This is a genomic window from Pseudomonas sp. HMSC063H08 (assembly GCF_001813645.1).
In the GTDB taxonomy this organism is placed as follows: Bacteria; Pseudomonadota; Gammaproteobacteria; order Pseudomonadales; family Pseudomonadaceae; genus Pseudomonas; species Pseudomonas aeruginosa.
Genome location: NZ_KV813417.1, coordinates 40,384 through 63,753 on the forward strand (window position 1 = coordinate 40,384; position 23,370 = coordinate 63,753).

Genomic DNA, 23,370 nt, shown 5'->3' on the forward strand with positions numbered 1-23,370 from the left:
TTTTCCAAGTCAACCGCTTCTGTACAAAAAATAATCTGTTCGATAGTCGCACATAAAAAACTTCAGGAAAAAATTGCTCAATTATCTCGTTCCAGAGCCTTTCTAGGATTTCGCTGACAGTGGGATATCCGCTGGCCATCCGTTTTCTTGTCGCACAAATGGATCCAATAGGATTGCGGCATCGACGCAACGGTGCCAGGGTGCCTGCGCTTGCCGTGCCTACAACAACAAGAAAAGGGTCTTCCCGATGATGGATTCCTGCATTCCCGCGCCTCGCTCCCGCCTGCCGTCGCTTCTTTCCTGTCCGCTCGGGGAGGGCCGCCCATGAACCGGGACTTGCGCCGCGCTCTCGACGACGAACCGATGCGGCCGTTCCAGTGGCTGGCGGTGGCTGTGTGCATCGTGCTCAACCTGATCGATGGCTTCGACGTGCTGGTGATGGCCTTCACCGCATCCTCGGTGGCCGCCGAATGGAACCTTGGCGGCGCCGAGATCGGCCTGCTGCTCAGCGCCGGCCTCTTCGGCATGGCCGCCGGCTCGCTGTTCATCGCGCCCTGGGCCGACCGCTGGGGGCGCCGCCCGCTGATCCTCGCCTGCCTGGCGCTGTCGGGCCTGGGCATGCTCGCCTCGGCGCTGAGCCAGGCGGCCTGGCAACTGGCGTTGCTGCGCGGGCTGACCGGACTGGGTATCGGCGGCATCCTCGCCAGCAGCAACGTGATCGCCAGCGAGTACGCCTCGCGCCGCTGGCGCGGCCTGGCGGTAAGCCTGCAATCCACCGGCTACGCGCTCGGCGCGACCCTTGGCGGACTACTCGCGGTATGGCTGATCGGCGCCTGGGGCTGGCGCTCGGTGTTCGTCTTCGGCGCTGGCCTGACCCTGGCGGTGATCCCGCTGGTCTGCCTGTGCCTGCCGGAGTCGCTGGACTTCCTCCTGGCGCGCCGGCCGCCGCGGGCGTTGCAACGGGTCAACGCGCTGGCCCGGCGCCTGGGCCGCGCGGCGCTCGCCGAACTGCCGAGCCCGCCCGGTGGCGGAGCGGAGCACGGTAGCCGCCTCGCCCGGTTGCTTTGCGTTGCCCAGCGACGTACCACGCTGCTGCTCTGGGCGCTGTTTTTCCTGGTGATGTTCGGCTTCTACTTCATCATGAGCTGGACGCCGAAGCTGCTGGTCGCCGCCGGCCTGTCCACCGCCCAGGGCATCACCGGCGGCACCCTGCTGAGCATCGGCGGGATCTTCGGTGCCGCCTTGCTCGGCGGGCTTGCCGCGCGCTTTCGCCTGGAACGGGTGCTGGCGCTGTTCATGCTGCTTACCGCCGCTCTGCTCGCGCTGTTCTCGCTGAGCGCCGGGCTGCCCGGCGCGGCCTTGCCGCTGGGACTGCTGATCGGGCTTTGCGCCAACGCCTGCGTGGCCGGCCTGTATGCCCTGGCGCCGAGCCTCTACGACGCTTCGGTGCGCGCCACCGGGGTCGGCTGGGGGATCGGCGTCGGTCGCGGCGGGGCGATCCTCTCGCCGCTGGTGGCCGGGCTCCTGCTCGACGACGGCTGGCAGCCGCTGTCCCTCTATGGGGCGTTCGCGGCGGTGTTCGTCGCCGCGGCCGCCGTGTTGCCGCTGCTCGGTGCGCGGCGTCGCGAGCGCTCGCCGACGCTGGGAGACGCTGCGTGAGGGCCGCCGGCGTTTCAGCGTTGGGCGGCGATGATCGCCTCGGCGATGGTGGTGCGGAACCAGTTCAGCGCCGCCGAGCGTTCGCTGCTCTCGTGCCAGTGCAGGGAGACGTCGAACGGCGGCAGGGTGAAGGGCAGTTCGAGCATGCGCATGCCGCCTTCGGCGACGAAGCGATAGGCGATCTGCGCCGGCAGGATGGTCAGCAGCTCGGTACCGGGAATGATCTTTGGCAGCACCGAGAAGTGCGGCACCCGCAGGCTGATGCGGCGCCGCACCTGCATGGCCTCGAGCACGTCCTCGGCGATGCCGTGGCCGGAGGTGCGGGTCACCACGATGTGCCGCTCGGCCAGGTACTGCTCCAGGCTCAGGCTGTCGCCGATCCGTGGGTGGCGGTCGCTGAGCAGGCACACGTAGCGCTCGTGCAGGACCCGCTGGCTGCGCGCGCCAGGCACCGGCTGGCGGCAGATCGCCGCGTCGACCTTGGCGCTGCTCAGCCAGGCGCCGACTTCGTCCACCTGCAGCGGCAGCACTTCCACTTCGGCGAACGGCGCGTCGCGGGTCAGGCGTTCGAGGATCAGCGAGAGGAAACCCACCTCGCCGAGATCGGTGAGGGCAATGCGGAAACGTCGCTCGGTGGTCGCCGGATCGAAGTGGCGAACGCTCTGTACCGCGCCCTCGATGCGCGTCAGCGACTCGCGGAAGGTGCCGTAGAGCTGCTCGGCGACGAAGGTCGGCTGGATGCCGTCGCGGGTGCGGGTGAACAACGCGTCGTCGAACAGTTCGCGCAGGCGCGCCAGGGCGTAGCTCACCGATGGCTGGGTGACGAACAGGCGCTCCGCGGCGAGGGTCACGCTGCCCGCTTCGTAGAGGGTGACGAAGGTGCGGATCAGGTTGAGATCGATCGGACTCATATAGACCAGTTCTATTTTTTATAGAAAGAGTATCGATTTGATTGATTATCGAGCGGCTGCAACAGTAGCGCAAATCCAGGAAACGAGCTTGAAGGCCTGCATGAAAACCGTCCATTCCGCGTCTTACGAGATCCTCCGTCGCCACGGCCTGACCACCGTCTTCGGCAACCCCGGCTCCAACGAGCTGCCGTTCCTCAAGGACTTCCCCGAGGATTTCCGCTACATCCTCGGCCTGCACGAGGGCGCGGTGGTCGGCATGGCCGATGGCTTCGCCCTGGCCAGCGGCCGCCCGGCCTTCGTCAACCTGCATGCGGCGGCGGGCACCGGCAACGGCATGGGCGCGCTGACCAACGCCTGGTACTCCCATAGCCCCCTGGTCATCACCGCCGGGCAGCAGGTGCGCTCGATGATCGGGGTCGAGGCGATGCTCGCCAACGTCGATGCCGGACAACTGCCCAAGCCGCTGGTGAAATGGAGCCACGAGCCGGCCTGCGCCCAGGATGTGCCGCGCGCGTTGAGCCAGGCGATCCAGACCGCCAGCCTGCCGCCGCGGGCGCCGGTGTACCTGTCGATTCCCTACGACGACTGGGCGCAACCGGCGCCGGCCGGTGTCGAACACCTGGCCGCGCGCCAGGTCAGCGGCGCCGCGCTGCCGGCGCCGGCATTGCTGGCCGAACTCGGCGAGCGCCTGTCGCGCTCGCGCAACCCGGTGCTGGTGCTCGGTCCGGACGTCGACGGGGCGAATGCCAACGGCCTGGCCGTGCAACTGGCGGAGAAGCTGCGGATGCCGGCCTGGGTCGCGCCGTCGGCCTCGCGCTGTCCGTTCCCCACCCGCCATGCCTGCTTCCGCGGCGTGCTGCCGGCGGCCATCGCCGGGATCAGCCGGCTGCTGGACGGCCACGACCTGATCCTGGTGGTCGGCGCGCCGGTGTTCCGCTATCACCAGTTCGCCCCCGGCGACTACCTGCCGGCCGGCGCCGAGCTGGTGCAGGTCACCTGCGATCCCGGCGAAGCAGCACGGGCGCCGATGGGCGACGCGTTGGTCGGCGACATCGCGCTGACCCTCGAGGCACTGCTCGAACAGGTCCGCCCCAGTGCGCGGCCGTTGCCCGAGGCGCTGCCGCGACCGCCGGCGCTGGCCGAGGAGGGCGGACCGCTGCGGCCGGAAACCGTGTTCGACGTGATCGATGCGCTGGCGCCGCGCGACGCCATCTTCGTCAAGGAGTCGACTTCCACCGTGACCGCCTTCTGGCAGCGCGTGGAGATGCGCGAGCCGGGCAGCTACTTCTTCCCGGCCGCCGGCGGACTCGGCTTCGGCCTGCCGGCGGCGGTCGGCGCGCAACTGGCGCAGCCGCGGCGGCAGGTGATCGGGATCATCGGCGACGGCTCGGCCAACTATGGCATCACCGCACTCTGGAGCGCCGCGCAATACCGTGTGCCGGCGGTGTTCATCATCCTCAAGAACGGTACCTACGGCGCCCTGCGCTGGTTCGCCGGGGTGCTCGAGGTGCCCGATGCGCCGGGGCTCGACGTGCCCGGTCTGGACTTCTGCGCGATCGCCCGCGGCTATGGCGTCGAGGCGCTCCACGCGGCCACCCGCGAAGAACTGGAAAGCGCCTTGAAGCATGCCCTGGCCGCTGATCGCCCGGTTTTGATCGAGGTGCCGACGCAAACCATCGAACCCTGATGTTCCACGGTGCCGCCCCATGCCAGAGTGGGCGGTGCCGACCGACGCCCGCGTGCGCCCATAACAAGAACAAGAGAGAGGTTGGTATGAACAGGCAATCCGCTGCGGCGGTGATCGACGCTGCCCGCTTTAACCGTACTCACTGGCTGATCCTCGGCTGGGGGTGTTTCATCATGCTGTTCGACGGCTACGACATGGTCATCTACGGCTCGGTGGTGCCACGCCTGATGCAGGAGTGGCAGCTGAGCCCGGTGCAGGCCGGCACCCTCGGCAGTTGCGCGCTGTTCGGCATGCTCTTCGGCGGCACCCTGCTGGCGCCGCTGGCGGACCGTTTCGGCCGGCGCCGCCTGGTGATCGCCACCACCCTGCTGGCGAGCCTCGCCGCCTTCCTCACCGGGCACGCCCGCGACCCGCTGGAACTGGGCGCCGGACGCTTCTTCACCGGCCTGGCACTGGGCGCGCTGGTGCCCAGCGCGATCAACCTGATCAGCGAATTCGCCCCGGCCGGGCGGCGCAGCACCCTGGTCACGGTGATGTCGGCCTTCTACTCGGTGGGCGCGGTGCTCTCGGCGCTACTGGCGATCGCCATGATCCCCGCCTGGGGCTGGCAATCGGTGTTCTACGTGGCGGTGCTGCCGGTACTGGCGGTGCCGCTGATGTTGCGCTGGTTGCCGGAGTCGGCGGCGTTCCTCGAACTCAAGGGCCGCCGCGCCGAACTGGACGCGCTGCTGCGCAAGGTCGATCCCGACTACCGGCCCGGCGCCGAGCGGGCGAACGCTGTCGCGGCCGAAGCGCCGAGCGGACGGGTCGCCCAGTTGTTCGAGGGGCGCCAGGCACTGGGCACCCTGCTGCTGTGGGTGGCCTTCGCCATGTGCATGCTGATGAGCTACGGGCTCAACACCTGGTTGCCGAAGCTGATGGCCGGCGGCGGCTACGCCCTCGGTTCGAGCCTGGCGTTCCTCGTCACCCTGAATGTCGGGGCGACCCTCGGTGCGTTGTTCGGCGGCTGGCTGGCCGACCGCCTCGGCGCCGGCCGCACCCTGGTGCTGTTCTTCGCCCTGGCCGCGGCCTCCCTGGCGGCCCTCGGCCTGGGGCCAGGCCCCTGGCTGCTCAACGGCCTGCTGGTGGTGGCCGGCGCCACCACCATCGGCACCCTGGCGGTGATCCATGCCTACGCCGCGCAGTTCTACCCGGCCTGGGTGCGCTCCACCGGGGTCGGCTGGGCCGCCGGTGTCGGCCGCCTCGGCGCCATCGCCGGGCCGATGCTCGGCGGCAGCCTGCTGGCCCTGGAGCTGCCGTTCCAGCAGAACTTCCTGGCCTTCGCCGCGCCTGGCGTGATCGGCGCGCTGGCGATCGCCTGCATCCACCTGCGGCCGCGCGTGCCGGCGGAAGTGTCCGTCGACGCGACGGCGAAGAAACCCCTGTGATTTTCGAAAGAGGAGAAGAGCGATGAGCGATTCCCGTTATACCGACCTCGGTCTCCAGCCACTGGCCGGCGAGTGGCGCCACGGCCGGGCCGGCCGCCGGCTGAAGGTGAGCAATCCGTTCGACGGCAGCCTGCTGCTGGAGATCGAGCAGGCCGACCGCGACGACCTCGATGCCGCCTACGCCAAGGCCGCCGAGGTCCAGCCGGCATGGGCCGCGCTTGGCCCCTCGGCACGCGCGGCGGTGCTGTACAAGGCGGTGGAGGTGTTCGACCGCCGCCACGAGGAGATCGTCGACTGGCTCATCCGCGAGTCCGGCAGCACCCGCCTGAAGGCCGAGATCGAATGGGGCGCGGCGCGCGCGATCACCCTGGAGTCGGCGTCGTTCCCGGCACGGGTGCACGGGCGCATCGTCGAGTCCGACGTGCCGGGCAAGGAAAGCCGGGTCTACCGCAGCGCCATCGGCGTGGTCGGGGTGATCAGCCCGTGGAACTTCCCGCTGCACCTGACCCAGCGTTCCATCGCCCCGGCCCTGGCGCTGGGCAACGCGGTGGTGGTCAAGCCGGCCAGCGACACGCCGGTCTGCGGCGGACTGCTGCTGGCGCGGATCTTCGAAGAGGCCGGGCTGCCGGCCGGGCTGTTCAGCGTGGTGGTCGGCCCCGGCAGCGAGATCGGCGACGCCTTCGTCGAGCACCCGGTGCCGGGCCTGGTGACCTTCACCGGATCGACCCCGGTGGGCCGCAACATCGGCCGCATCGCCAGCGGCGGCGCGCACCTCAAGCACGTGGCGCTGGAGCTGGGCGGCAACAGTCCGTTCGTGGTGCTCGGCGACGCCGACCTGGAGCAGGCGGTGAATGCCGCGGTGTTCGGCAAGTTCCTCCACCAGGGGCAGATCTGCATGGCGATCAACCGCATCATCGTCGAGGACAGCCTCTACGACGCCTTCGCCGCGCGCTTCGTCGAGCGGGTCAAGGGTCTCCGCGTCGGCGATCCGCAGCGCGCCGATACCGCGGTCGGGCCGATCGTCAACGCGCGCCAGCTCGAAGGCCTGCTGGAAAAGATCCGCCTGGCCCGCCAGGAAGGCGCCAAGCCGCTGTACGAGGGCGGCGTCGATGGGCAGTTGCTGGCTCCGCACGTATTCGGCGAGGTCAGCGCGACGATGGAGATCGCCCGCGATGAAATCTTCGGCCCGCTGGTCGGCCTGCTCCGCGCGCGCGACGAGGCGCATGCGCTGGAGTTGGCCAACGCCAGCGAATACGGGCTGTCCAGCGCGGTGTTCAGCCGCGACCTGGAACGCGCGGTGCGCTTTGCCCGCCAGCTTCGCGCGGGGATGACCCACGTCAACGACATTCCGGTGAACGACGAGGCCAACGCGCCCTTCGGCGGCGAGAAAAACTCCGGGCTTGGCCGCTTCAACGGCGACTGGGCCATCGAGGAATTCACCACCGACCACTGGATCAGCGTGCAGCACGCGCCGCGCCAGTACCCGTTCTGACCCTGGCGGCGGGGCCCGCGCCCCGCCGCTGACCCGACCGTCGTCGCCAGGTGGCCCGCAGAGGCTGCCGGGGCCCGGTCGTCCCTGAAAAACGGAGCACAATAACAATGAAAATCCGTCGTAAAACCGCAATCCCGCGCAACGCAGGGGCGGTCCTGCCGATGCTCGCCTGTCTTGCCGCGCAAGCTGCCGAGGGCGGCTTCCTGGAGGATGCGAAGACCGACCTGGTCCTGCGCAACTATTACTTCAACCGCGATTTCCGCGACCACGATGCCGGCAAGAGCCTGGTGGACGAGTGGGCGCAGGGCTTCATCCTCAAGTTCAGTTCCGGCTATACCCCGGGCCCGGTCGGCGTTGGCCTCGACGCCATCGGCCTGTTCGGTGTGAAGCTGAACAGCGGACGTGGCACCAGCAATTCCGAGCTTCTTCCGTTGCACGATGACGGTCGCGCGGCGGACGACTATGGGCGTGTCGGCGTGGCCGCCAAGCTGCGCGTTTCGGCCAGCGAACTGAAGATCGGCGAGATGCTCCCGGACATTCCGCTGTTGCGCTACGACGACGGACGCCTGCTGCCGCAGACGTTCCGCGGCTTCGCCGTGGTTTCCCGCGAGCTGCCGGGCCTGGCCCTGCAGGCCGGACGCTTCGACGCGGTGAGCCTGCGCAATTCGGCGGACATGCAGGACCTGTCGGCCTGGAGCGCGCCGACGCAGAAATCGGACGGTTTCAACTACGCCGGCGCCGAATACCGCTTCAACCGCGAGCGCACCCAACTGGGCCTGTGGCACGGGCAACTGGAGGACGTCTACCGGCAGAGCTACGCCAACCTGCTGCACAAGCAGCGTGTCGGCGACTGGACCCTGGGCGCCAACCTCGGCCTGTTCGTCGACCGCGACGACGGCGCCGCGCGCGCCGGCGAGATCGACAGCCATACCGTCTACGGCCTGTTTTCTGCCGGCATCGGCCTGCACACCTTCTACCTTGGCCTGCAGAAGGTCGGCGGCGACAGCGGCTGGCAGTCGGTCTACGGCAGCAGTGGGCGGAGCATGGGCAACGACATGTTCAACGGCAACTTCACCAACGCCGACGAACGCTCCTGGCAGGTTCGCTACGACTACGATTTCGTCGGCCTCGGCTGGCCCGGCCTGATCGGCATGGTCCGCTACGGCCATGGCTCGAACGCCACCACCAAGGCCGGTAGCGGTGGCAAGGAATGGGAGCGCGATGTCGAACTCGGCTACACCGTGCAGAGCGGTCCGCTGGCGCGGCTCAACGTGCGCCTCAACCACGCCAGCAACCGACGCAGCTTCAACAGCGACTTCGACCAGACGCGGCTGGTGGTGAGTTACCCGTTGTCGTGGTGACGGACGCTGTCTCGCCGCTCCTCCGGACAGTTCCGGAGGGACGGGGAGCGGGAGGCCCGGTGCTTCGGCGGATAACCGCTGGGCGGTTATCCGCCCTACCGGAGCGGCGCTCCGCCGACAACGCCTGGAGGGGGAGAGGGCGGCTCAGAACTTCGCCTGCATCCCCACCCGCAGGGTACGCCCGGGCGCGGGCATGAAACTCTGTGCCAGCGGGTCGAGGTAATAGCGGTCGGTAAGGTTCTGCAGCGAGGCATTCAGTTCGGTGTGCTCGAACAGCTTGTACTTGAGGAACAGGTCGAACAGCTGCACCGAGCGGTACTCGATCTGCGGTGTGGTGGCGCCGACCTGCCAGGGCTTGTCCGCCGTGGCGGTGGGGCCGGAGGTATAGGTCATGCGCCCGCCCAGGGTCAGGGCCTGGTCGAAGAAGCGCAGGCCGGCGGTCAGGTTGGTCGCCAGCCGCGGCGGGTTCTGCGTGTTGGTGTAGGAGCCCATGAAGCTGCCCGGCGTGCAGTTCGGCGTGTTCTCGGTGCGCTGGTAGCGGTTGGCGCCGGCGCGCAGCCTGGCGGCGAAGGCGGCGTCGCAGGTCTCGGTCTTCAGGTAGTAGGTCGCCGACAGGTCGGCGAACACCCGCCCTGCGTCGTAGTGCGATTGCAGTTCGAGACCGCTGGTGCGGTAGCTGTCGGTGTTGCTGAAGGTCATCAGGCCCATCTGGCCCGGATCGTAATAGCGGGTGATGTAGTTCTTGATGGTGTTGTTGAAGTAGGCCAGCTTGATCGCCGCCGAGTCGCCGTCGGCCAACAGGCTGTCGCGCAGCGCGCTGGCACCGATCTCCCAGCTGCGCGAACGCTCGGGCTTGAGGTCCTTGCCCGGCTCGACCTGGAGGGTGCCCTGGCTGGTCTCGAACAGCGATGGCAGGCGCAGGCCTTCGGTGTAGGAGGCGTAGACGAAGGTATCCGGGGCCAGCTCGAAATTGATCCCGAATGCCGGCGAGAAACCGCCGCCGCGGCTGCTGCCCTTCTTGCTGTAGTTGTAGCCGGTGACCACGTTGGTGACCCGCGAGGGATGGACCGTCACGTTGGCCGGGCCGAACTCGTCGAAGGGAATGCCTTCGAACGGATTGTTGGTGTTGTTGGTGACGATGCCGTTGTTGAGGCGCGGATCGGTGGCGTCGGTGTACTGGCCGTTCTGGTCGGGGAACCACATCATCGAGCCGTAGTAGCCGGGCCTGCTCACCGTGATGAAGCGCATGTCGCGATCCTCGCGCCGCGGCGAGGCGGAGATGCCGTTGTCCTTGCTGTTGAAGTGGCTGTAGCGGCCGCCGCCCCATAGCGTCAGGCGCTCGACCGGCTTGAACTCGAGCTTGCCGTTGAGGCCGTATTCCTGGCGGGTGGCGTCCCTCAGGGTGCGGTTGGCGTTGATGTCGTGGAGGGTGGTGACCACGCTTTTCTGCGGCTGGATGTCTTCGACCTGGAACGAGCCGCCGAGGTCGAGCTTGAAATCGCCGAAGTCGGTTTCGAAGCGCGCCACGTTGTTCAGGTCGCCGCCGATGCGCCGGTTGTCCTGGCGCGTCCAGTTGCGGTCGGAGCGATAGGCCTGGGAGCGTGGTGCCAGCACCGAGGTCAGCATGTCGCTCTTCGCCTCGGTCATCCACAGGCCGGTGCTGAGGTCCACCAGCGGATTGTTCTCGGGCAGGTAACGGTAGCGTGCGGTGTAGGTGTCGATCTTCACTTCGCTCAATGGGTACTGGTAGATGCCGGCGGTGCCGAAACGGAAGATGTCCGACGGCATGATCTCCCCGGTGCGCCCGTCGTAGCGACGATAGCCGAGGTCCAGGGTGTGCTCGTCGGCGATGCGCCAGGTCGCCTTGAGCAGGTAGGACTCGGTCTCCGACGACGAGTTGAGCACTTCCTCCCCTGCGTTGTAGACCTTGGCTACGCTGCTTTCCTCGCGACCGTAGCGGTTGTAGACGCGATAGCGGTCCTGGCCTTTCTTGCCGGAAAAGTAGTTGCCCTGATTGCGCTGCGCATAGGCGGCGACCAGGTCCAGATGCTCGTTGCGGTAGGCGAAGGCGGCGCTACCGGACTTGGCCTGGGAGCCGAACAGGCTGCCGCGGTCATCGTGCGGCACGCTGCTGAGATTCTCGGTCTTCGAACTGGCGCTGCGGTGCTGCGGGGCGACGCCGCTGTTCCAGACGTTGCCGGTGAAGCGCACGCCGAGGTCCTTGCCGTCGACCAGGATGTCCTTGACGCCGATGGTGCGCATTTCCACGCTGCCGCCGATCGCGCCCGAGCGGGTCGAGGGACCCTTGTCGACGGTCACGCTGCTGACCAGGTCGGGATCGATGTAGCTGCGCTGCTGGGTGCCGGCGTAGCCGCGGTAGACGTCCAGCGCCTGCTCCGCGCCGTCGACCCGCACCGCCACCCGGCTCTGCCCCTGGATGCCGCGGATGTTGACGTCCAGCGCGCCACCGTTGCGGCTGTCGCCGACCTGTACGCCCGGGATGCCCTGGAGCAGGTCACCCACGGAAACCCGGCCGAAGCGGTCGATGTCTTCGCTGGAGAGGTACACCGACGAGCGCGGCGCGGTATAGGTTTCCTTCTGCGGATCGGCCAGCTCGGCGGCCGAGACCACCACCGGCGACAGGTCGGCCGGGGCTTCTCCGGACATGCGCGGCTCGACCAGCAGGTAGGCGCCGGAGGTTCCCGCCGCGACCTGCAGGCCGGTGTTCGACAGCACTCGCTGCAAGCCTTCCAGTACGCTGTAGCGGCCCTTGAGCGCCGGCGCGGTGCGGCCGCGGGTCAGCGCGGGGTCGAAGGACAGCAGCAGGCCCGACTGGCTGGCGAAGGCGCCCAGGGAGGCGCCCAGCGAACCCGCCGGGATGTCGTAGCTGCGCGGCGTGGCGTCGTCCAGGCGGGTAGCCGCGCAGTGCTGGCCGACGCTCTGCGCGTGGGCCAGGCCGCCGCCGAGCAGGCCGGCGCCGACCGCCGACAGGCCGAGCAGGGCGCAGCGCAGGGCAAGGGTGAGCGGGGAGAGGCGCGACAAGGGACGCGCCAGGCTGGGGATAGGGCGTTGTAGGGACATGACTTCTTCGCTCGCAGGGTTGGCGCCCGTCATTGCGGGCTCTCATTCCCTCTGTCGCACGAGATTGGAAAAGGGATATTTCGGGTTCGGCGGGGCCGGTCGAGGAAGGGCGCCGGCATTGTGGTCAGCAGAAAATTAGTGATAATAGTTTTCATTTGCGATTGAAACCAGCTGACTATTCCGATGAATGCGCCTCCGATGAATGCGCCAAGCCCCTGCCTGCAAGCGGACCGCGACTGCGTCGCCACGCTCTACCGTGAAAACCATGCCTGGTTGCGCAACTGGCTGGCCTACCGCCTTCGCTCCTGGGGACGTGGCGTGGCCGACGACCTGGCCCACGACACTTTCCTGCGCATCCTCGCCAGCCGCGATGGCGGCCAGCGTGACGCGATCCGTCAGCCGCGCGCCTACCTCACCCGCATCGCCAACTGCGTGCTGGTCAGCTGGCGCCGTCGCCAATCGCTGGAACTCGCCTGGCTGGAGGCCCTGGCCACGTTGCCCGAGCCGTTGCAGCCGTCGCCGGAACAACAGAGTGTGATCGTCGAGACCCTGCACGAGATCGACGCGCTGCTCGACACCCTGCGACCGCGGGTGAAACAGGCATTCCTGATGGCGACGCTGGACGGCATGAAGCAGAAGGACATCGCCCAGGCGCTGGGCGTCGCGCTGCCGACGGTGAAGAAGTTCATCCACCAGGCCTACGTGACCTGCCTGAGCCTGATGCCCGATGAATGACCGCGCTTCCAGCCGGGCGCCGCAGACGGGCGATACGGAGCTTTCCGGGCCGCCGGCCGCCGAGGCGATCGCCCCGCAGGTGCTCAGGGAGACCGCCTCCTGGCTGCTGCTGATGCAGGAGGGGCCGCTGGCTCCGGCGCAGCAGGCCGAGCTGGAGTCCTGGCGCTCGCGCAGCCCCGAGCACCAGCGCGCCTGGCGGCGTGCCGAGCGTCTGCTGGCGAATATCGGTTCGCTGCCGCCGGCGCTGGCCCGGCGTGCGCTCGAGCGTCCGTCCGGCAGCGGCCGGCGCGCGGTCCTGCGCGGCCTGGCCCTGCTGCTCGGCGGCGCACCGCTGGTCTGGTGGGGATGGCGCGCCCAGGTCTGGCGCGACGGCTTCGGCGCCGACTACCTCACTGCCGTCGGCGAGCGGCGCGATCTGGTGCTGGAGGACGGCAGCCAGCTCGAGATGAACACCGACAGCGCGCTGGACGTGCGCTACGACGCCGGCCAGCGCCTGCTGCGCCTGTATCGCGGAGAGATCTACCTCCGCACCGCGGCGGATCGGCGCGAGCCGCCGCGGCCGTTCCTGGTGCGCACCGAACAGGGCCTGATGCGCGCGCTGGGTACCGCCTTCAGCGTCCGACGCGAGGGCGCAGAGACAGTGCTGGCGGTGTACGAAGGCGCGGTCCAGGTGCGTCCGGAGGGCGCCGCGAGCGCGGCGGATGGCCGGGTGATCGAGGCTGGCCAGCGGGTGCGCTTCGATCGCCAGCGGATCGGCCCCGTCGAGTCCGCCAGCGAGGCCGCGCTGGCCTGGCGCCAGGGCCTGCTGGTGGCCGACGACATGCCGCTGCGGCAGTGGGCGGGAGAACTGATGCGCTACGGCGGCGAGAGCATCGAGTGCGAGCCGTCGCTGGATCCGCTTCGGGTCTCCGGCACCTTTCCCGTCGACGACCTGCCGCTGGCCCTGGCGATGCTGGCGCAGACCCATGGCCTGCGCCTCGTGCACCAAGGTCGGCGGGTGCTGATCAGGCGCTGAGGGAGGCGCGGCGGCTCAGCCGGCCAGCAACCAGACCCCGGCGCCCGCCGAGGCCAGCCCGGCGAGACGTACCAGGGGCGCGGCCGCCTGCGGCAGGAAGCGCACCAGCGCGTAGCCGGCGGCGTGCAGCGCGGCGGTGGCGGCGACGAAACCGAGCGCGTACAGCCAGGGGCTGGAGAGGTCCGGCAGCTCCAGGCCGTGGGCGACCCCGTGGGCCAGGGCGAACAGCGCGGTGGCGGCCATCGCCAGCGCCAGCGGCGGGCGCACGGCGAGGGCCACGCAGAGGCCGAGGGCGAGCACCGAGGCGGCGATGCCGGTCTCCATGAACGGCAGTTGCAGGCCCTCGAAGCCGAGCAGCCCGCCGACCAGCATGGTGCCGACGAAGGTGCAGGGCAGGGCGAGGCGCGCGGCTCCCTGTTGCTGGGCGGCCCAGAGGCCGACGGCGAACATCGCCAGCAGGTGGTCGAGGCCGGTGAGCGGATGGGCGAGGCCGGCGACCAGGCCGTGTTCGCCGTGGCCGGGGTGGGCGAAGGCCAGCGCCGGCGCGGCGAGCAGGGCGAGGGCGGCGAGCAGCTTGGGCAGTTTCATTGGCGGTTCCTTGTCGTTGCGAGGTGGCGTCAGGCGGCGGTCAGCAGGCCCTGGCGCTCGATGAAGGCGATGATTTCGTCCAGCCCCTGGCCGGTCTTCTGGTTGCTGAACACGAACGGCTTGTCGCCGCGCATGCGCCGGGCGTCCCGGTCCATCACGTCGAGGGAGGCGCCGACCAGCGGCGCCAGGTCGATCTTGTTGATCACCAGCAGGTCCGACTTGCAGATGCCGGGGCCGCCCTTGCGCGGGATCTTGTCGCCGGCGGAAACGTCGATCACGTAGAGGGTCAGGTCGGACAGCTCGGGGCTGAAGGTGGCCGACAGGTTGTCGCCGCCGGATTCCACCAGGATCAGTTCGAGGCCGGGGAAGCGCCGGTTGAGCTGGTCCACCGCCTCCAGGTTGATCGAGGCGTCCTCGCGGATCGCCGTGTGCGGGCAGCCGCCGGTTTCCACGCCGATGATCCGCTCGGGGGCGAGGGCCTCGTTGCGCACCAGGAACTCTGCGTCTTCCTGGGTATAGATGTCGTTGGTGACCACCGCGAGGTTGTAGCGCTCGCGCAGTTCGCGGCACAGGGCCAGGGTCAGGGCGGTCTTGCCGGAGCCCACCGGACCGCCGATGCCGACACGCAGGGGTTGGGATGTCATGGGGTTTCTCCTAGGAACGGAACAGACGGCTGTACTGGGTTTCGTGGGTCATGCTGGCCAGCGCCAGACCGAACGCGGCGCTGCCCTCGACGGCGGGCCGCCGCAGCGCCTCGGCGCAGGCGCGGTCGAGTTCCGGCAGCAGGCTGGAAGCAAGTTTCTGCGCGGCCAGTTGGCCGAGCGGCAGGGTTTTCATCAGCACCGCCAACTGGTTTTCCAGCCAGCTCCAGAACCAGGCACTGAGCGCCTCCTCGGCGTCCAGGCGCCAGGCGCGCGCGGCCATCGCCCAGGCGGCGGCGAGATTGGGCGGGTCCTGGCGCGCCAGCCAGGCGCGGCCGGGAGCGTCGAGTTCGGGCAGGGCTTCCAGCAATTGGTGCAGGGAAAAGCCCATCTGCCGGCTCTCCTGGGCCAGCTCGCGGGTCTCGCGGCTGGCCCTATGGCGTTCGCTGGCCGCATCGCAGGCGGCCCAGTCGCCGATCAGCGCGGCGCGCAGCAGGCCGGCCAGCAGCGGCGCCTCGAAGCGCGCCAGGTTCAGTTGCAACTGGTCGACCAGCCAGGTCCGCGCGCTCTCGGCGTCGCGCACCCAGCCATTGTCGAGGGCCGCCTCCAGGCCCTGGGAATAGCTGTATCCGCCGATCGGCAACTGCGAGCTGGCCAGGCGCAGGCGCGCCCAGATGCTGTTCACCGGCGCACGCCGAACTGGTGCAGGCGCGGCGCGTAGTTGAACTCCGCCTCGCCATGGTGCGAGTGGTGGTGGCCTCCGCCGTAGGCGCCGTGCTCCGGCTGGAACGGCGCCTCGATGGCCTCCACCGTGGCGCCGAGCTGTTCGAGCATGGCTTTCAGCACGTAGTCGTCGAGCAGGCGCAGCCAGCCGTCGCCGACCTGCAGGGCGACGTGACGGTTGCCCAGGTGGTAGGCGGCGCGGGTCAGTTCCAGCGGGCTGGCGCAGGTGACGTGGAGCAGACGCTCGGGGCGGGCGACGACCCGCACCAGGCGACCGTCGCGGGCCTCCAGGCAGTCGCCGTCGGCCAGCGGCGGCTGGCCGCGCTCGAGGAACAGGCCGACCTCCTCGCCGCTCGCCGCGAAGCAGCGCAGGCGGCTTTTGCTGCGCGCCTCGTAGGTCAGGTGGAGTTCTTCGTCCCAGCGGGGCGAGCGGGCGGGCAGGCGTTGGTGAATGACCAGCATGGGCAGTTTCCGCAATGCGACAGGAAAGGAATCACAACAAGCACCAGCAAGGGCCTTGCCAGGTCGATGCGGGACGCCTGTACCGGGAAAACGGGGCCATAGGGATGTAACAAAATATTGCAGAGCGCCAGGTTGGTGCGCAACGACTTTTTTGCCGCACCGGAAAGGTGCGCGCGCGTCTAGTCCGCGGGCGAACGCCGAGCCGGAGGTCCGCTGGGGAGGTGTGGGGTCAGTCGGGCAGGCCGTGCCAGTGCTTGCCGCCGATCATGATGAAACGCAGCTGGTGGGTGATCTTCGCGGCCGGCATCAGGTGCGGCGGCAGGTCGGCGGCGGGTGGGTCGATCAGCTCCGGAAGGGTGGCGAAGACGGTCTTCACCACCAGGTCGGCGAACACGTCGAGGGCCGCGCCGTCGAGATGCGGCATCTTGTTCAGCAGCGCCAGGTCGGCGGCCAGGTCGTCGGTGATGCGCTGGCGCAGGCTGGCGATGGCCTGGCGGATCGGCAACGAGCCGCCGTATTGCTCGCGGGCGAGGAAGAGGAACTGCGAGCGGTTGGCGCCGACCGCGTCGAGGAAGATGCGCACCGAGGCGTCGATCAGCCCGCCCAGTTCGAACTCGTTGCGGCGCACTGCGCGCAGGGTGGCGCGGAAGGTTTCGTCGACCTCGGCGACCAGCGCCAGGCCGAGCTGGTCCATGTCGCTGAAGTGCCGATAGAAGCCGGCCGGGACGATGCCGGCGGCGCGCGTCACTTCGCGCAGGCTGAGGCTGCCGAAGCCGCGCCCGCTTTCCATCAGGTGGCGCGCGGCGCTCATCAGCGCGTGGCGGGTCTGCTGTTTCTGTTCGGCGCGGGGTGAGGACATACGGCTTCCTTTGGCGGACCGGCGACTGTAGCAAAAGCCCCGCGACCCGGTCGAACCGGGGACGGCAGCGGTCGAAGGATACATCAGTGAACGCTTGTTGACTCGATTGCGCGGAACGGGCAAAGTTTTGTGAACGATCGTTCACTGAAATATTCTCGATGGCCTTGCTTCCCCTCGCTCTCCTGACCCCCTTGCTCGCACCCCTGCGCCGTCTCGCCGCCCGTGGCTGGCTGCGCGAGGCCGATGTCGACGGCCTGCTGCGCCACGCCCATCCGCTGGCGTCGCTGAACCGCCACTATGCGCGGGTCGAGGCACGCTACTGGGTGGCCGACGATATGCTCGCCCTGGCCCTGCGTACCGCCCCCGGCTGGCCGCCGGCGCGGCCGGGCCAGCACATCCAGCTGCTGGCGGAGCGCGACGGGGTGCGGGTCGGGCGCAGCTACAGCCTGACCCGGGTGGTCGGCGAGCGCCTGGAAATCGCCGTCAAGCGTCACCCGGACGGGCTGCTCTCGCCCTGGTTGTGCGAACACCTGGCGGTCGGCCAGCGTGTCGAGTTGCAGCCCGCGCAAGGCGATCTGCGCTGGCCGATGCAGGCCGAGGCGGTCTGCCTGCTGGCCGCCGGCAGCGGCCTGACGCCCTTGCTCGGCCTGCTCCGCGAGGCGCTGGAGAACGGCTATCGCGATCCCGTGCTGTGGCTGCACTACGCCCGTCATCCCGGCCAGCGCGCCTGGCTCGGCGAGCTGGAGGCGCTGGCGGCGCGCCACCCGAACCTGGAGTTGCGCTGGAGCCTGACCCGCGGGGCGCGGGCCGATGGCTGCCTGGAGGGGCATTTCCAGCCGCGCCACCTGGACGGCTGGGCAGCCGACCTGGCGCGCAGCCAAGCCCTGGCCTGCGGGCCGGCGGCTTTCGTCGAGGCGGTGGGCGAGCAACTGGGGGCACGCTTCGCCGGCTTGCAGACGGAATCCTTCAGCGTCCCGCGCTGGCGCAGCGGGGAGGCGCCGCGCGAAGTGCGCCTGCGCTTCGCCCGGTCGCAGCGGGAAGTCTCCGGCGACAGCGCCGCCAGCCTGCTGGAACAGGCCGAGGCCCACGGCCTGCGCCCGGCCCACGGTTGCCGCCAGGGCATCTGTGCCAGTTGCACCTGCGTCCTGCTCAGCGGCTGCGTGCGCGACCTGCGCAGCGGCGCGCTGTGCAGCGAGCCCGGCCAGCCTATCCGCCTCTGCGTCAGCGCCGCCCACGGCGACCTGGCGCTGGACCTGTAAACCGACCTGCGAGCCCTGCGATGCGCGACGACCGCGAACTGACCCCGGAACAACTGGCGGCCTTCGGCGCCGAACTCGACGCCCTGCGCCAGCGTACCCTGGCCGATCTCGGCGCGGACGACGCGCGCTACATCCGCCGGGTCCGCGCGGCGGTGCGCGTCTGCTGCTGGAGCGGCAGGGCGCTGCTGATGTTCGGCTGGCTGCCGCCGACCTGGCTGCTCGGCAGCCTGCTTCTCGGCCTGGGCAAGATCCTCGAGAACATGGAACTGGGCCACAACGTCATGCACGGTCAGTACGACTGGATGAACGATCCGGAATTCGCCGGCCGCGCCTACGAGTGGGACATCGCCGGGCCGTCCGACTTCTGGCGGCACACCCACAACCATATCCACCACACCTACACCAACGTGCTGGGCAAGGACGACGACGTCGGCTACGGGGTCGTGCGCCTGTTCCCGGAGCAGCGCTGGAAGCCGTTCTACCGCTGGCAACCGCTGTGGGTGACGCTGCAGGCGCCGCTGTTCCAGTACGCGGTGGCGATCCAGCATCTGCGCCTGGACAAGTACGCCAAGGGGCGCCTGGACAAGGCCGAACTCATGCCGCTGCTACGCCGCCTGCGTGCCAAGCTGGGTCGCCAGTGGACCAAGGACTACCTGCTGTTCCCGCTTCTCGGCCTGCTCGCCGGCGGCTTCGGCGCGGTGTTCGTCGGTAACTTGCTGGCCAACGTGCTGCGCAACCTGTGGACCTTCACGGTGATCTTCTGCGGCCACTTCACCGAGAAGGCGGTGGTCTTCCCGCCCTCGGTGCTGGAGGGGGAGACCCGTGGCCACTGGTACCTGCGCCAGTTGCGCGGCTCCAGCAACCTGGAGGGCGGGCCGCTGTTCCACATCCTGACCGGCAACCTCAGCCACCAGATCGAGCACCACCTCTACCCGGACCTGCCGGCGCGTCGCTACGCCGCGCTGTCCCGCGAGGTCCGCGAAATCGCCCGGCGCTACGGGCAGACCTACAACAGTGGACGCCTGGGACGGCAATTCCTCACTGTCTTGCGGCGCATCTGGGTATATCGGCTGCCGCCGCGCGAGCCGCTCCCGGCGGGGCGCAGCTGAGCCGACGGAACGCTCGCGGCGGCCGTGGCGGGGCCGCTCCGGAGCGGGGATAATGCCGCCCTGTGCACCGCGACGTGGCTTCCGGCCGCCGCGCGGCGTCGGAGTCTCGCCGAACGCAGGGCGGCCTGCGCCCGCGATCGGCCAGCAGCGTCGATCCTTCCCGAACCTATCAATGCTCGGCGGATGCCGGCCGTGGGGCCCGTCCGTCCAGGAACCGTCATGTTCAGCCCGCTCGTCACCTTTCCCGCGCTCTACACCGCCACCCTGCTCATGCTGGCCGGCTCCGGCCTGTTCACCACCTACATCGGCCTGCGCCTGACCCAGGAAGGCGCAGGCGACCTGTGGGTCGGCGGGCTGATGGCGTCCTACTATTTCGGCCTGGTCTGCGGTGGAAAATTCGGACACAAGCTGATCGCCAGCTTCGGCCATATCCGCTCCTACGTGGCTTGCGCCGGGATTGCCACCGTGACCGTGCTGCTGCATGCCCTGGTCGATCAGCTGGAAGTCTGGCTGCTGCTGCGCTTCATCACCGGTGCGGTGATGATGAACCAGTACATGGTGATCGAGAGCTGGCTCAACGAGCAGGCCGAGAGCCACCAGCGCGGCAAGGTGTTCGCCGGCTACATGGTCGCCGTCGACCTTGGCCTGGTGCTCGGCCAGGGCCTGCTGGCGCTGAGCCCGACCCTCGACTACAAGCCGTTGCTGCTGGTCGCCATCTGCTTCGCCTCGTGCCTGATCCCGCTGGCCATGACCCGGCGCGTGCACCCGGCCAAGCTGGTCGCCGCGCCGCTGGAAGTGCGCTTCTTCTGGCAACGCGTGCCGCAGGCGCTGGGCACCATCTTCATCGCCGGCCTGATGGTCGGCGCCTTCTACGGCCTGGCGCCGGTCTACGCCAACCGCAACGGCCTGGATGCCTCGCAATCGAGTTTCTTCGTCGGCATGTGCATCGTCGCCGGTTTCTGCGCGCAGTGGCCGCTGGGCTGGCTGTCCGACCGCCTCGACCGCAGTTGGCTGATCCGCGGCAATGCGGTGCTGCTGTGCCTGGCCTCGATCCCGATGTGGGGACTGGTGACGCTGCCGTACTGGCTGCTGCTGGCCAACGGGTTCGTTACCGGCATGCTGCTGTTCACCCTCTACCCGCTGGCGGTGGCGCTGGCCAACGACCACGTCGAGCAGCCGCGCCGGGTCGCGTTGTCGGCGATGCTGCTGACCACCTACGGGGTCGGCGCCTGTATCGGCCCGCTGGTGGCCGGCGCGCTGATGCGCCACTTCGGTCCGGGGCTGTTCTACATGCTGGTGTCCGGCTACGCGGTGCTGCTGGTGTTCTGGGTGCAGCCCAAGCGCGTCACCGGCGAACACCGGGTCGACGAGGCGCCGCTGCAACACGTGGCGATGCCGGACACGGTCAGCCCGATGGCCGCCACCCTCGACCCGCGCGTCGAGGAAGTGCCGGAGGAGTTGGTGGTGGAGGCGCCGGCGAATATCGGCCGCTCCGACGGTGAGCCGGACGCCGGCGAGAAGCCCGCTCAGTCCTGAGCCGGGAACGCCAGCTCGAAGCGGATGCGTCCCGGAGCCGGGGCGCTCGCTTCGGCGCGGCCGCCGTGCAGGCGCATGATCGCCTGGACGATGGCCAGGCCGAGACCGCTGGACTGGGCGTCGCTGCGCGCGGCGTCGCCACGGTAGAAGCGGTCGAACAGGCGCGACAGCGGTTCGGCCGGCAGCCTGTCGCAGGCGTTCTCCACGCTCAGCAGGAATTCCCCCGAGCGGCGCAGGCCGCGCACTTCGATCAGGCTCTCGGCGTTGGCGTAGCGGATGGCGTTGGCCAGCAGGTTGCTCAGCGCCCGGCGGAACAGTTGCGGATCGGCGCGTAGCTGGCCGCTGATCTGGATGTCGAGGCTCAGCCCACGTTCCTCGGCCAGCCCTTCGAAATACTCCGCCTGGCGCCGCAGTTCTTCGCCCAGGTCCAGGCGGCTGCGCTCCACCGCTGCCCGCACGTCGTCGGCGCGAGCGAGGAACAGGATGCTCTCGACCATCCGTGCGATGCGCTCCAGCTCTTCCTGGTTGGAGGCGATCAGCGCCTGGTACTCCTCGTTGCTGCGTGGCTGGCGCAGGGCCACCTGGCCGTGGCCCATCAGCGAACCGATGGGCGTGCGGATCTCATGGGCGAGGTCGGCGGAGAACTGCTGCAGGCGCTGGTAGCCGTCGTCGAGGCGTTCGAGCATGGCGTTGAACGACTGTGCCACCTGCTGCAACTCGGCAGGCGCGGCGGCGACGTCGAGGCGGGTATCCAGGCTGGTCGGATGGATCTCCGCCGCCTTCGCCGCCAGCGTGCGCAGCGGGCGCAGGCCGTGGCGCAGGACCAGCCAGCCGAGCAGGGCGGTGCCGAGGAACGCCAGCAGCACGGCGGCGATGACCCGGTCGCGGTACTGGGCGAGCATCCGCGTCTCGCCCAGCAGCAGGTGCGCGGCGGTGATCTGCAACGGCTCGCGGCCGCCGACCAGGACCTCGGCGGCGAGCACGCGCATCGGGACGCCGTCGTGGGTCAGCGCGGCGTGCACGACGGACGGATTCAACGCCTGGCCGGCGGCGACCACCCGTAGCGACGGCAGGCGTTCGTGGCGCGGGTTGACCGCGACGATCGGCGCCTCGCCGGGCTGGCCGAGGAGCAGGATGTCCTGCTCGTTGCCAAGCATGTTCTCGAACAGACGCGGGCGCGCCTTCAGCTCGGCCAGGGTGAGGTTGTCGCGCAACAGGTTGCGGAAGTGCTCGACCCGGCCGGCGACCATCACGTCGCTGCGCCGCAGCATCGCCTCTTCCACCGAGCGGTACAGGTAGAAACCGACCGCGCTGACCACCAGCGCCGCCACCGCGGCGAACAGCAGCGCCGCGTAGAGGGTCAGGGAGCGGCGGGCGGGCACGGGCGCTCCTCGCAGACGTAGCCGATGCCGCGCACGGTATGGATCAGCTTGTTCGGGAAGGGATTGTCGACCTTGGCGCGCAGGCGCTTGATCGCCACGTCGACGACGTTGGTGTCGCTGTCGAAGTTCATGTCCCAGACCTCCGAGGCGATCAGGGTGCGCGACAGCACCTCGCCCTCGCGGCGCATCAGCAGGTGCAGGAGGGCGAACTCCTTGTTGGTCAGGGCGATCACCTGCCCCTGGCGGCTGACCTTGCGCCGCAGCACGTCCAGGTGCAGGTCGGCCAGTTGCATCTGCTCTGCCTCGCGGACCACGCCGCGGCGCAGCAGGGTACGGATACGCAGCAGCAACTCGGTGAAGGAGAAGGGTTTCACCAGGTAGTCGTCGGCACCCAGTTCGAGGCCGCGGATACGGTCCTGCAACTGGTCGCGGGCGGTGAGGAAGAGCACCGGCACATCGTGCTTCTTGCGCAGCACTTCCATGATCTGCCAACCGTCCAGGCCGGGCAGCATCACGTCGAGGACCACCAGGTCGTAGCGGTTCTCCAGCGCCAGGTAGAGACCGTCGGCGCCGTGCTGCGACCAGTCGACCGCATAGCCCGACTCGCCGAGGCCCTTCTTCAGGTACTCGCCGGTCTTCGTATCGTCTTCGATCACCAGGATGCGCATGTCTCGTTCCCCCTCGTTCGCCGCCATTCTAGCCAGCGCGCGGCGCGGACTCGGTGACATTTTTGTCATGCGAAAGTCATCTCCGGGTACCGCCGGCGGGGCGACCATCGAGGCTCAACCCCACCGAGGATCGACCGATGCTTCGACTCAAGGCTTCCCCCGCGCTGCTCTTCGGCCTGCTCCTGGCCAGTGCCGCCAGCTTCGCCGCGCAACCGCCTGCGGGCATGCTGCAACCGCTGCGCGGCACCATCCAGCAGGCCGCCGACGACCACCTGCAACTGAAGGCCCGCAACGGCCAGCAACTGACGGTCAGGCTCACCGACAAGACCGCGATCCGCGCCGTGTCGCTGGCGAAGCCGGAGGACATCCAGCCCGACAGCTTCATCGGCACCGCCGCCGTGCCGCAGCCCGACGGCACCCTGAAGGCCCTCGAGGTGCATGTCTTCGCCCCCAGCCTGCGCGGCAGCGGCGAAGGCCACCGGCCCTGGGAGAACGCCGATGGCAGCGCCTCGACCATGACCAACGGTACGGTCGGCAACCTGGTGGTCAGCCAGGGCCGGCGCATGACGGTGAAATACGGCGATGGTGAGAAGACCGTGGTGGTGCCGGACGACGTGCCCATCGTCAGCCTGGAGCCGGGCGAGCGCAGCCTGCTCAAGCCTGGCGCCAAGGTCGTGCTGTTCCCGCAGAAGGGCGCCGACGGCAGCCTCACCGCCCTGGCCATCTCGGTCGGCAAGGACGGCGTGACCCCGCCGATGTGAAGTTTCGCCGGGAC

20 protein-coding genes are annotated in these 23,370 nt (G+C 69.2%); 11 read left to right on the forward strand and 9 right to left on the reverse strand.

The annotated features are described in order from the left end of the window. Window positions 1-324 precede the first annotated feature (324 nt). Window positions 325-1,659 carry an MFS transporter gene (locus HMPREF2924_RS10820; RefSeq protein ID WP_003095547.1) on the forward strand — a complete coding sequence of 445 codons (1,335 nt, stop codon included), beginning with the start codon at window positions 325-327 and terminating at the stop codon, window positions 1,657-1,659. A gap of 14 nt (window positions 1,660-1,673) precedes the next feature. Here the strand turns inward: HMPREF2924_RS10820 and HMPREF2924_RS10825 are convergent, their stop codons facing one another. Then, window positions 1,674-2,570 carry a LysR family transcriptional regulator gene (locus tag HMPREF2924_RS10825; RefSeq protein WP_011666777.1) on the reverse strand — a complete coding sequence of 299 codons (897 nt, stop codon included), beginning with the start codon at window positions 2,568-2,570 and terminating at the stop codon, window positions 1,674-1,676. Between the two features lie 100 nt (window positions 2,571-2,670). Here HMPREF2924_RS10825 and mdlC point away from each other — a divergent pair, with 100 nt between their 5' ends. From mdlC to HMPREF2924_RS10845, 4 genes are all read left to right on the forward strand, one after another. Further along, on the forward strand, window positions 2,671-4,257 hold the full coding sequence (gene mdlC, locus HMPREF2924_RS10830) for a benzoylformate decarboxylase (RefSeq protein ID WP_003109446.1): 1,587 nt from the start codon (window positions 2,671-2,673) through the stop codon (window positions 4,255-4,257). Between the two features lie 86 nt (window positions 4,258-4,343). Beyond that, the gene (locus HMPREF2924_RS10835) at window positions 4,344-5,684 is read left to right on the forward strand and encodes an MFS transporter (protein ID WP_003135480.1); all 1,341 of its coding nucleotides are present in this window, start codon (window positions 4,344-4,346) and stop codon (window positions 5,682-5,684) included. Window positions 5,685-5,706: 22 nt separating this feature from the next. Then, window positions 5,707-7,176, forward strand: a complete 1,470-nt coding sequence (locus HMPREF2924_RS10840; RefSeq protein WP_003141686.1) for an aldehyde dehydrogenase family protein — start codon at window positions 5,707-5,709, stop codon at window positions 7,174-7,176. 107 nt (window positions 7,177-7,283) lie between these two features. After that, window positions 7,284-8,537 (forward strand): OprD family porin, encoded by a 1,254-nt coding sequence (locus HMPREF2924_RS10845; protein ID WP_003135465.1) that lies wholly within the window; start codon window positions 7,284-7,286, stop codon window positions 8,535-8,537. Window positions 8,538-8,681: 144 nt separating this feature from the next. On the opposite strand, the gene HMPREF2924_RS10850 is transcribed toward HMPREF2924_RS10845, so the two are convergent. Continuing rightward, on the reverse strand, window positions 8,682-11,618 hold the full coding sequence (locus tag HMPREF2924_RS10850; protein WP_305887155.1) for a TonB-dependent receptor: 2,937 nt from the start codon (window positions 11,616-11,618) through the stop codon (window positions 8,682-8,684). Window positions 11,619-11,816: 198 nt separating this feature from the next. Between HMPREF2924_RS10850 and HMPREF2924_RS10855 the strand changes: the two genes are divergently transcribed. Then, entirely contained in the window at window positions 11,817-12,353 is a 537-nt protein-coding gene (locus HMPREF2924_RS10855) for a sigma-70 family RNA polymerase sigma factor (RefSeq protein ID WP_003095533.1), read from the forward strand. Further along, on the forward strand, window positions 12,346-13,368 hold the full coding sequence (locus HMPREF2924_RS10860; protein WP_003135461.1) for a FecR domain-containing protein: 1,023 nt from the start codon (window positions 12,346-12,348) through the stop codon (window positions 13,366-13,368). The genes HMPREF2924_RS10855 and HMPREF2924_RS10860 overlap by 8 nt, the downstream gene beginning before the upstream one ends. Window positions 13,369-13,383: 15 nt before the next feature. On the opposite strand, the gene HMPREF2924_RS10865 is transcribed toward HMPREF2924_RS10860, so the two are convergent. From HMPREF2924_RS10865 to desT, 5 genes are all read right to left on the reverse strand, one after another. Beyond that, the gene (locus tag HMPREF2924_RS10865) at window positions 13,384-13,956 is read right to left on the reverse strand and encodes a HupE/UreJ family protein (protein ID WP_003135459.1); all 573 of its coding nucleotides are present in this window, start codon (window positions 13,954-13,956) and stop codon (window positions 13,384-13,386) included. A gap of 29 nt (window positions 13,957-13,985) precedes the next feature. Then, window positions 13,986-14,600 (reverse strand): urease accessory protein UreG, encoded by a 615-nt coding sequence (gene ureG / locus HMPREF2924_RS10870; protein WP_003095530.1) that lies wholly within the window; start codon window positions 14,598-14,600, stop codon window positions 13,986-13,988. A gap of 10 nt (window positions 14,601-14,610) precedes the next feature. Continuing rightward, on the reverse strand, window positions 14,611-15,282 hold the full coding sequence (locus HMPREF2924_RS10875) for an urease accessory protein UreF (protein WP_003095528.1): 672 nt from the start codon (window positions 15,280-15,282) through the stop codon (window positions 14,611-14,613). Beyond that, complete coding sequence (gene ureE, locus HMPREF2924_RS10880; RefSeq protein WP_003135457.1) at window positions 15,279-15,782, reverse strand: urease accessory protein UreE; 504 nt, start codon at window positions 15,780-15,782, stop codon at window positions 15,279-15,281. Before ureE ends, HMPREF2924_RS10875 begins: the two co-directional genes overlap by 4 nt. 229 nt (window positions 15,783-16,011) lie before the next feature. Then, on the reverse strand, window positions 16,012-16,641 hold the full coding sequence (gene desT, locus HMPREF2924_RS10885) for a TetR family transcriptional regulator DesT (protein WP_003095524.1): 630 nt from the start codon (window positions 16,639-16,641) through the stop codon (window positions 16,012-16,014). 158 nt (window positions 16,642-16,799) lie between these two features. On the opposite strand from desT, the gene HMPREF2924_RS10890 reads away from it, so the two are divergent. The 3 genes from HMPREF2924_RS10890 to HMPREF2924_RS10900 all read left to right on the forward strand — a co-directional run bounded on the left by HMPREF2924_RS10890 (window position 16,800) and on the right by HMPREF2924_RS10900 (window position 20,545). Then, on the forward strand, window positions 16,800-17,900 hold the full coding sequence (locus HMPREF2924_RS10890) for a ferredoxin reductase (protein ID WP_003135455.1): 1,101 nt from the start codon (window positions 16,800-16,802) through the stop codon (window positions 17,898-17,900). 20 nt (window positions 17,901-17,920) lie between these two features. Continuing rightward, window positions 17,921-19,009: a fatty acid desaturase DesB gene (gene desB, locus HMPREF2924_RS10895; protein WP_023094920.1), complete on the forward strand. Its 1,089-nt coding sequence runs from the start codon at window positions 17,921-17,923 to the stop codon at window positions 19,007-19,009. 219 nt (window positions 19,010-19,228) lie between these two features. Beyond that, window positions 19,229-20,545: an MFS transporter gene (locus tag HMPREF2924_RS10900; RefSeq protein WP_003095519.1), complete on the forward strand. Its 1,317-nt coding sequence runs from the start codon at window positions 19,229-19,231 to the stop codon at window positions 20,543-20,545. Here the strand turns inward: HMPREF2924_RS10900 and HMPREF2924_RS10905 are convergent. Together HMPREF2924_RS10905 and HMPREF2924_RS10910 are read right to left on the reverse strand one after the other, a co-directional pair. Continuing rightward, window positions 20,536-21,927 (reverse strand): heavy metal sensor histidine kinase, encoded by a 1,392-nt coding sequence (locus tag HMPREF2924_RS10905; protein ID WP_003135413.1) that lies wholly within the window; start codon window positions 21,925-21,927, stop codon window positions 20,536-20,538. The two genes, HMPREF2924_RS10900 and HMPREF2924_RS10905, sit on opposite strands and share 10 nt — an antisense overlap. After that, window positions 21,906-22,595 carry a heavy metal response regulator transcription factor gene (locus HMPREF2924_RS10910; protein ID WP_003135411.1) on the reverse strand — a complete coding sequence of 230 codons (690 nt, stop codon included), beginning with the start codon at window positions 22,593-22,595 and terminating at the stop codon, window positions 21,906-21,908. Before HMPREF2924_RS10910 ends, HMPREF2924_RS10905 begins: the two co-directional genes overlap by 22 nt. Before the next feature lie 137 nt (window positions 22,596-22,732). On the opposite strand from HMPREF2924_RS10910, the gene HMPREF2924_RS10915 reads away from it, so the two are divergent. Next, on the forward strand, window positions 22,733-23,356 hold the full coding sequence (locus tag HMPREF2924_RS10915; RefSeq protein ID WP_003095513.1) for a hypothetical protein: 624 nt from the start codon (window positions 22,733-22,735) through the stop codon (window positions 23,354-23,356). The last annotated feature ends 14 nt before the right edge of the window (window positions 23,357-23,370 follow it).

Bases quoted from the DNA above. Each gene is read 5' to 3' on its own strand.
- HMPREF2924_RS10820 (WP_003095547.1), top strand. From the start codon at position 325: ATGAACCGGGACTTGCGCCGCGCTCTCGACGACGAACCGATGCGGCCG.
- HMPREF2924_RS10825 (WP_011666777.1), bottom strand. From the start codon at position 2,570: ATGAGTCCGATCGATCTCAACCTGATCCGCACCTTCGTCACCCTCTAC.
- mdlC (WP_003109446.1), top strand. From the start codon at position 2,671: ATGAAAACCGTCCATTCCGCGTCTTACGAGATCCTCCGTCGCCACGGC.
- HMPREF2924_RS10835 (WP_003135480.1), top strand. From the start codon at position 4,344: ATGAACAGGCAATCCGCTGCGGCGGTGATCGACGCTGCCCGCTTTAAC.
- HMPREF2924_RS10840 (WP_003141686.1), top strand. From the start codon at position 5,707: ATGAGCGATTCCCGTTATACCGACCTCGGTCTCCAGCCACTGGCCGGC.
- HMPREF2924_RS10845 (WP_003135465.1), top strand. From the start codon at position 7,284: ATGAAAATCCGTCGTAAAACCGCAATCCCGCGCAACGCAGGGGCGGTC.
- HMPREF2924_RS10850 (WP_305887155.1), bottom strand. From the start codon at position 11,618: ATGTCCCTACAACGCCCTATCCCCAGCCTGGCGCGTCCCTTGTCGCGC.
- HMPREF2924_RS10855 (WP_003095533.1), top strand. From the start codon at position 11,817: ATGAATGCGCCAAGCCCCTGCCTGCAAGCGGACCGCGACTGCGTCGCC.
- HMPREF2924_RS10860 (WP_003135461.1), top strand. From the start codon at position 12,346: ATGAATGACCGCGCTTCCAGCCGGGCGCCGCAGACGGGCGATACGGAG.
- HMPREF2924_RS10865 (WP_003135459.1), bottom strand. From the start codon at position 13,956: ATGAAACTGCCCAAGCTGCTCGCCGCCCTCGCCCTGCTCGCCGCGCCG.
- ureG (WP_003095530.1), bottom strand. From the start codon at position 14,600: ATGACATCCCAACCCCTGCGTGTCGGCATCGGCGGTCCGGTGGGCTCC.
- ureE (WP_003135457.1), bottom strand. From the start codon at position 15,782: ATGCTGGTCATTCACCAACGCCTGCCCGCCCGCTCGCCCCGCTGGGAC.
- desT (WP_003095524.1), bottom strand. From the start codon at position 16,641: ATGTCCTCACCCCGCGCCGAACAGAAACAGCAGACCCGCCACGCGCTG.
- HMPREF2924_RS10890 (WP_003135455.1), top strand. From the start codon at position 16,800: ATGGCCTTGCTTCCCCTCGCTCTCCTGACCCCCTTGCTCGCACCCCTG.
- desB (WP_023094920.1), top strand. From the start codon at position 17,921: ATGCGCGACGACCGCGAACTGACCCCGGAACAACTGGCGGCCTTCGGC.
- HMPREF2924_RS10900 (WP_003095519.1), top strand. From the start codon at position 19,229: ATGTTCAGCCCGCTCGTCACCTTTCCCGCGCTCTACACCGCCACCCTG.
- HMPREF2924_RS10910 (WP_003135411.1), bottom strand. From the start codon at position 22,595: ATGCGCATCCTGGTGATCGAAGACGATACGAAGACCGGCGAGTACCTG.
- HMPREF2924_RS10915 (WP_003095513.1), top strand. From the start codon at position 22,733: ATGCTTCGACTCAAGGCTTCCCCCGCGCTGCTCTTCGGCCTGCTCCTG.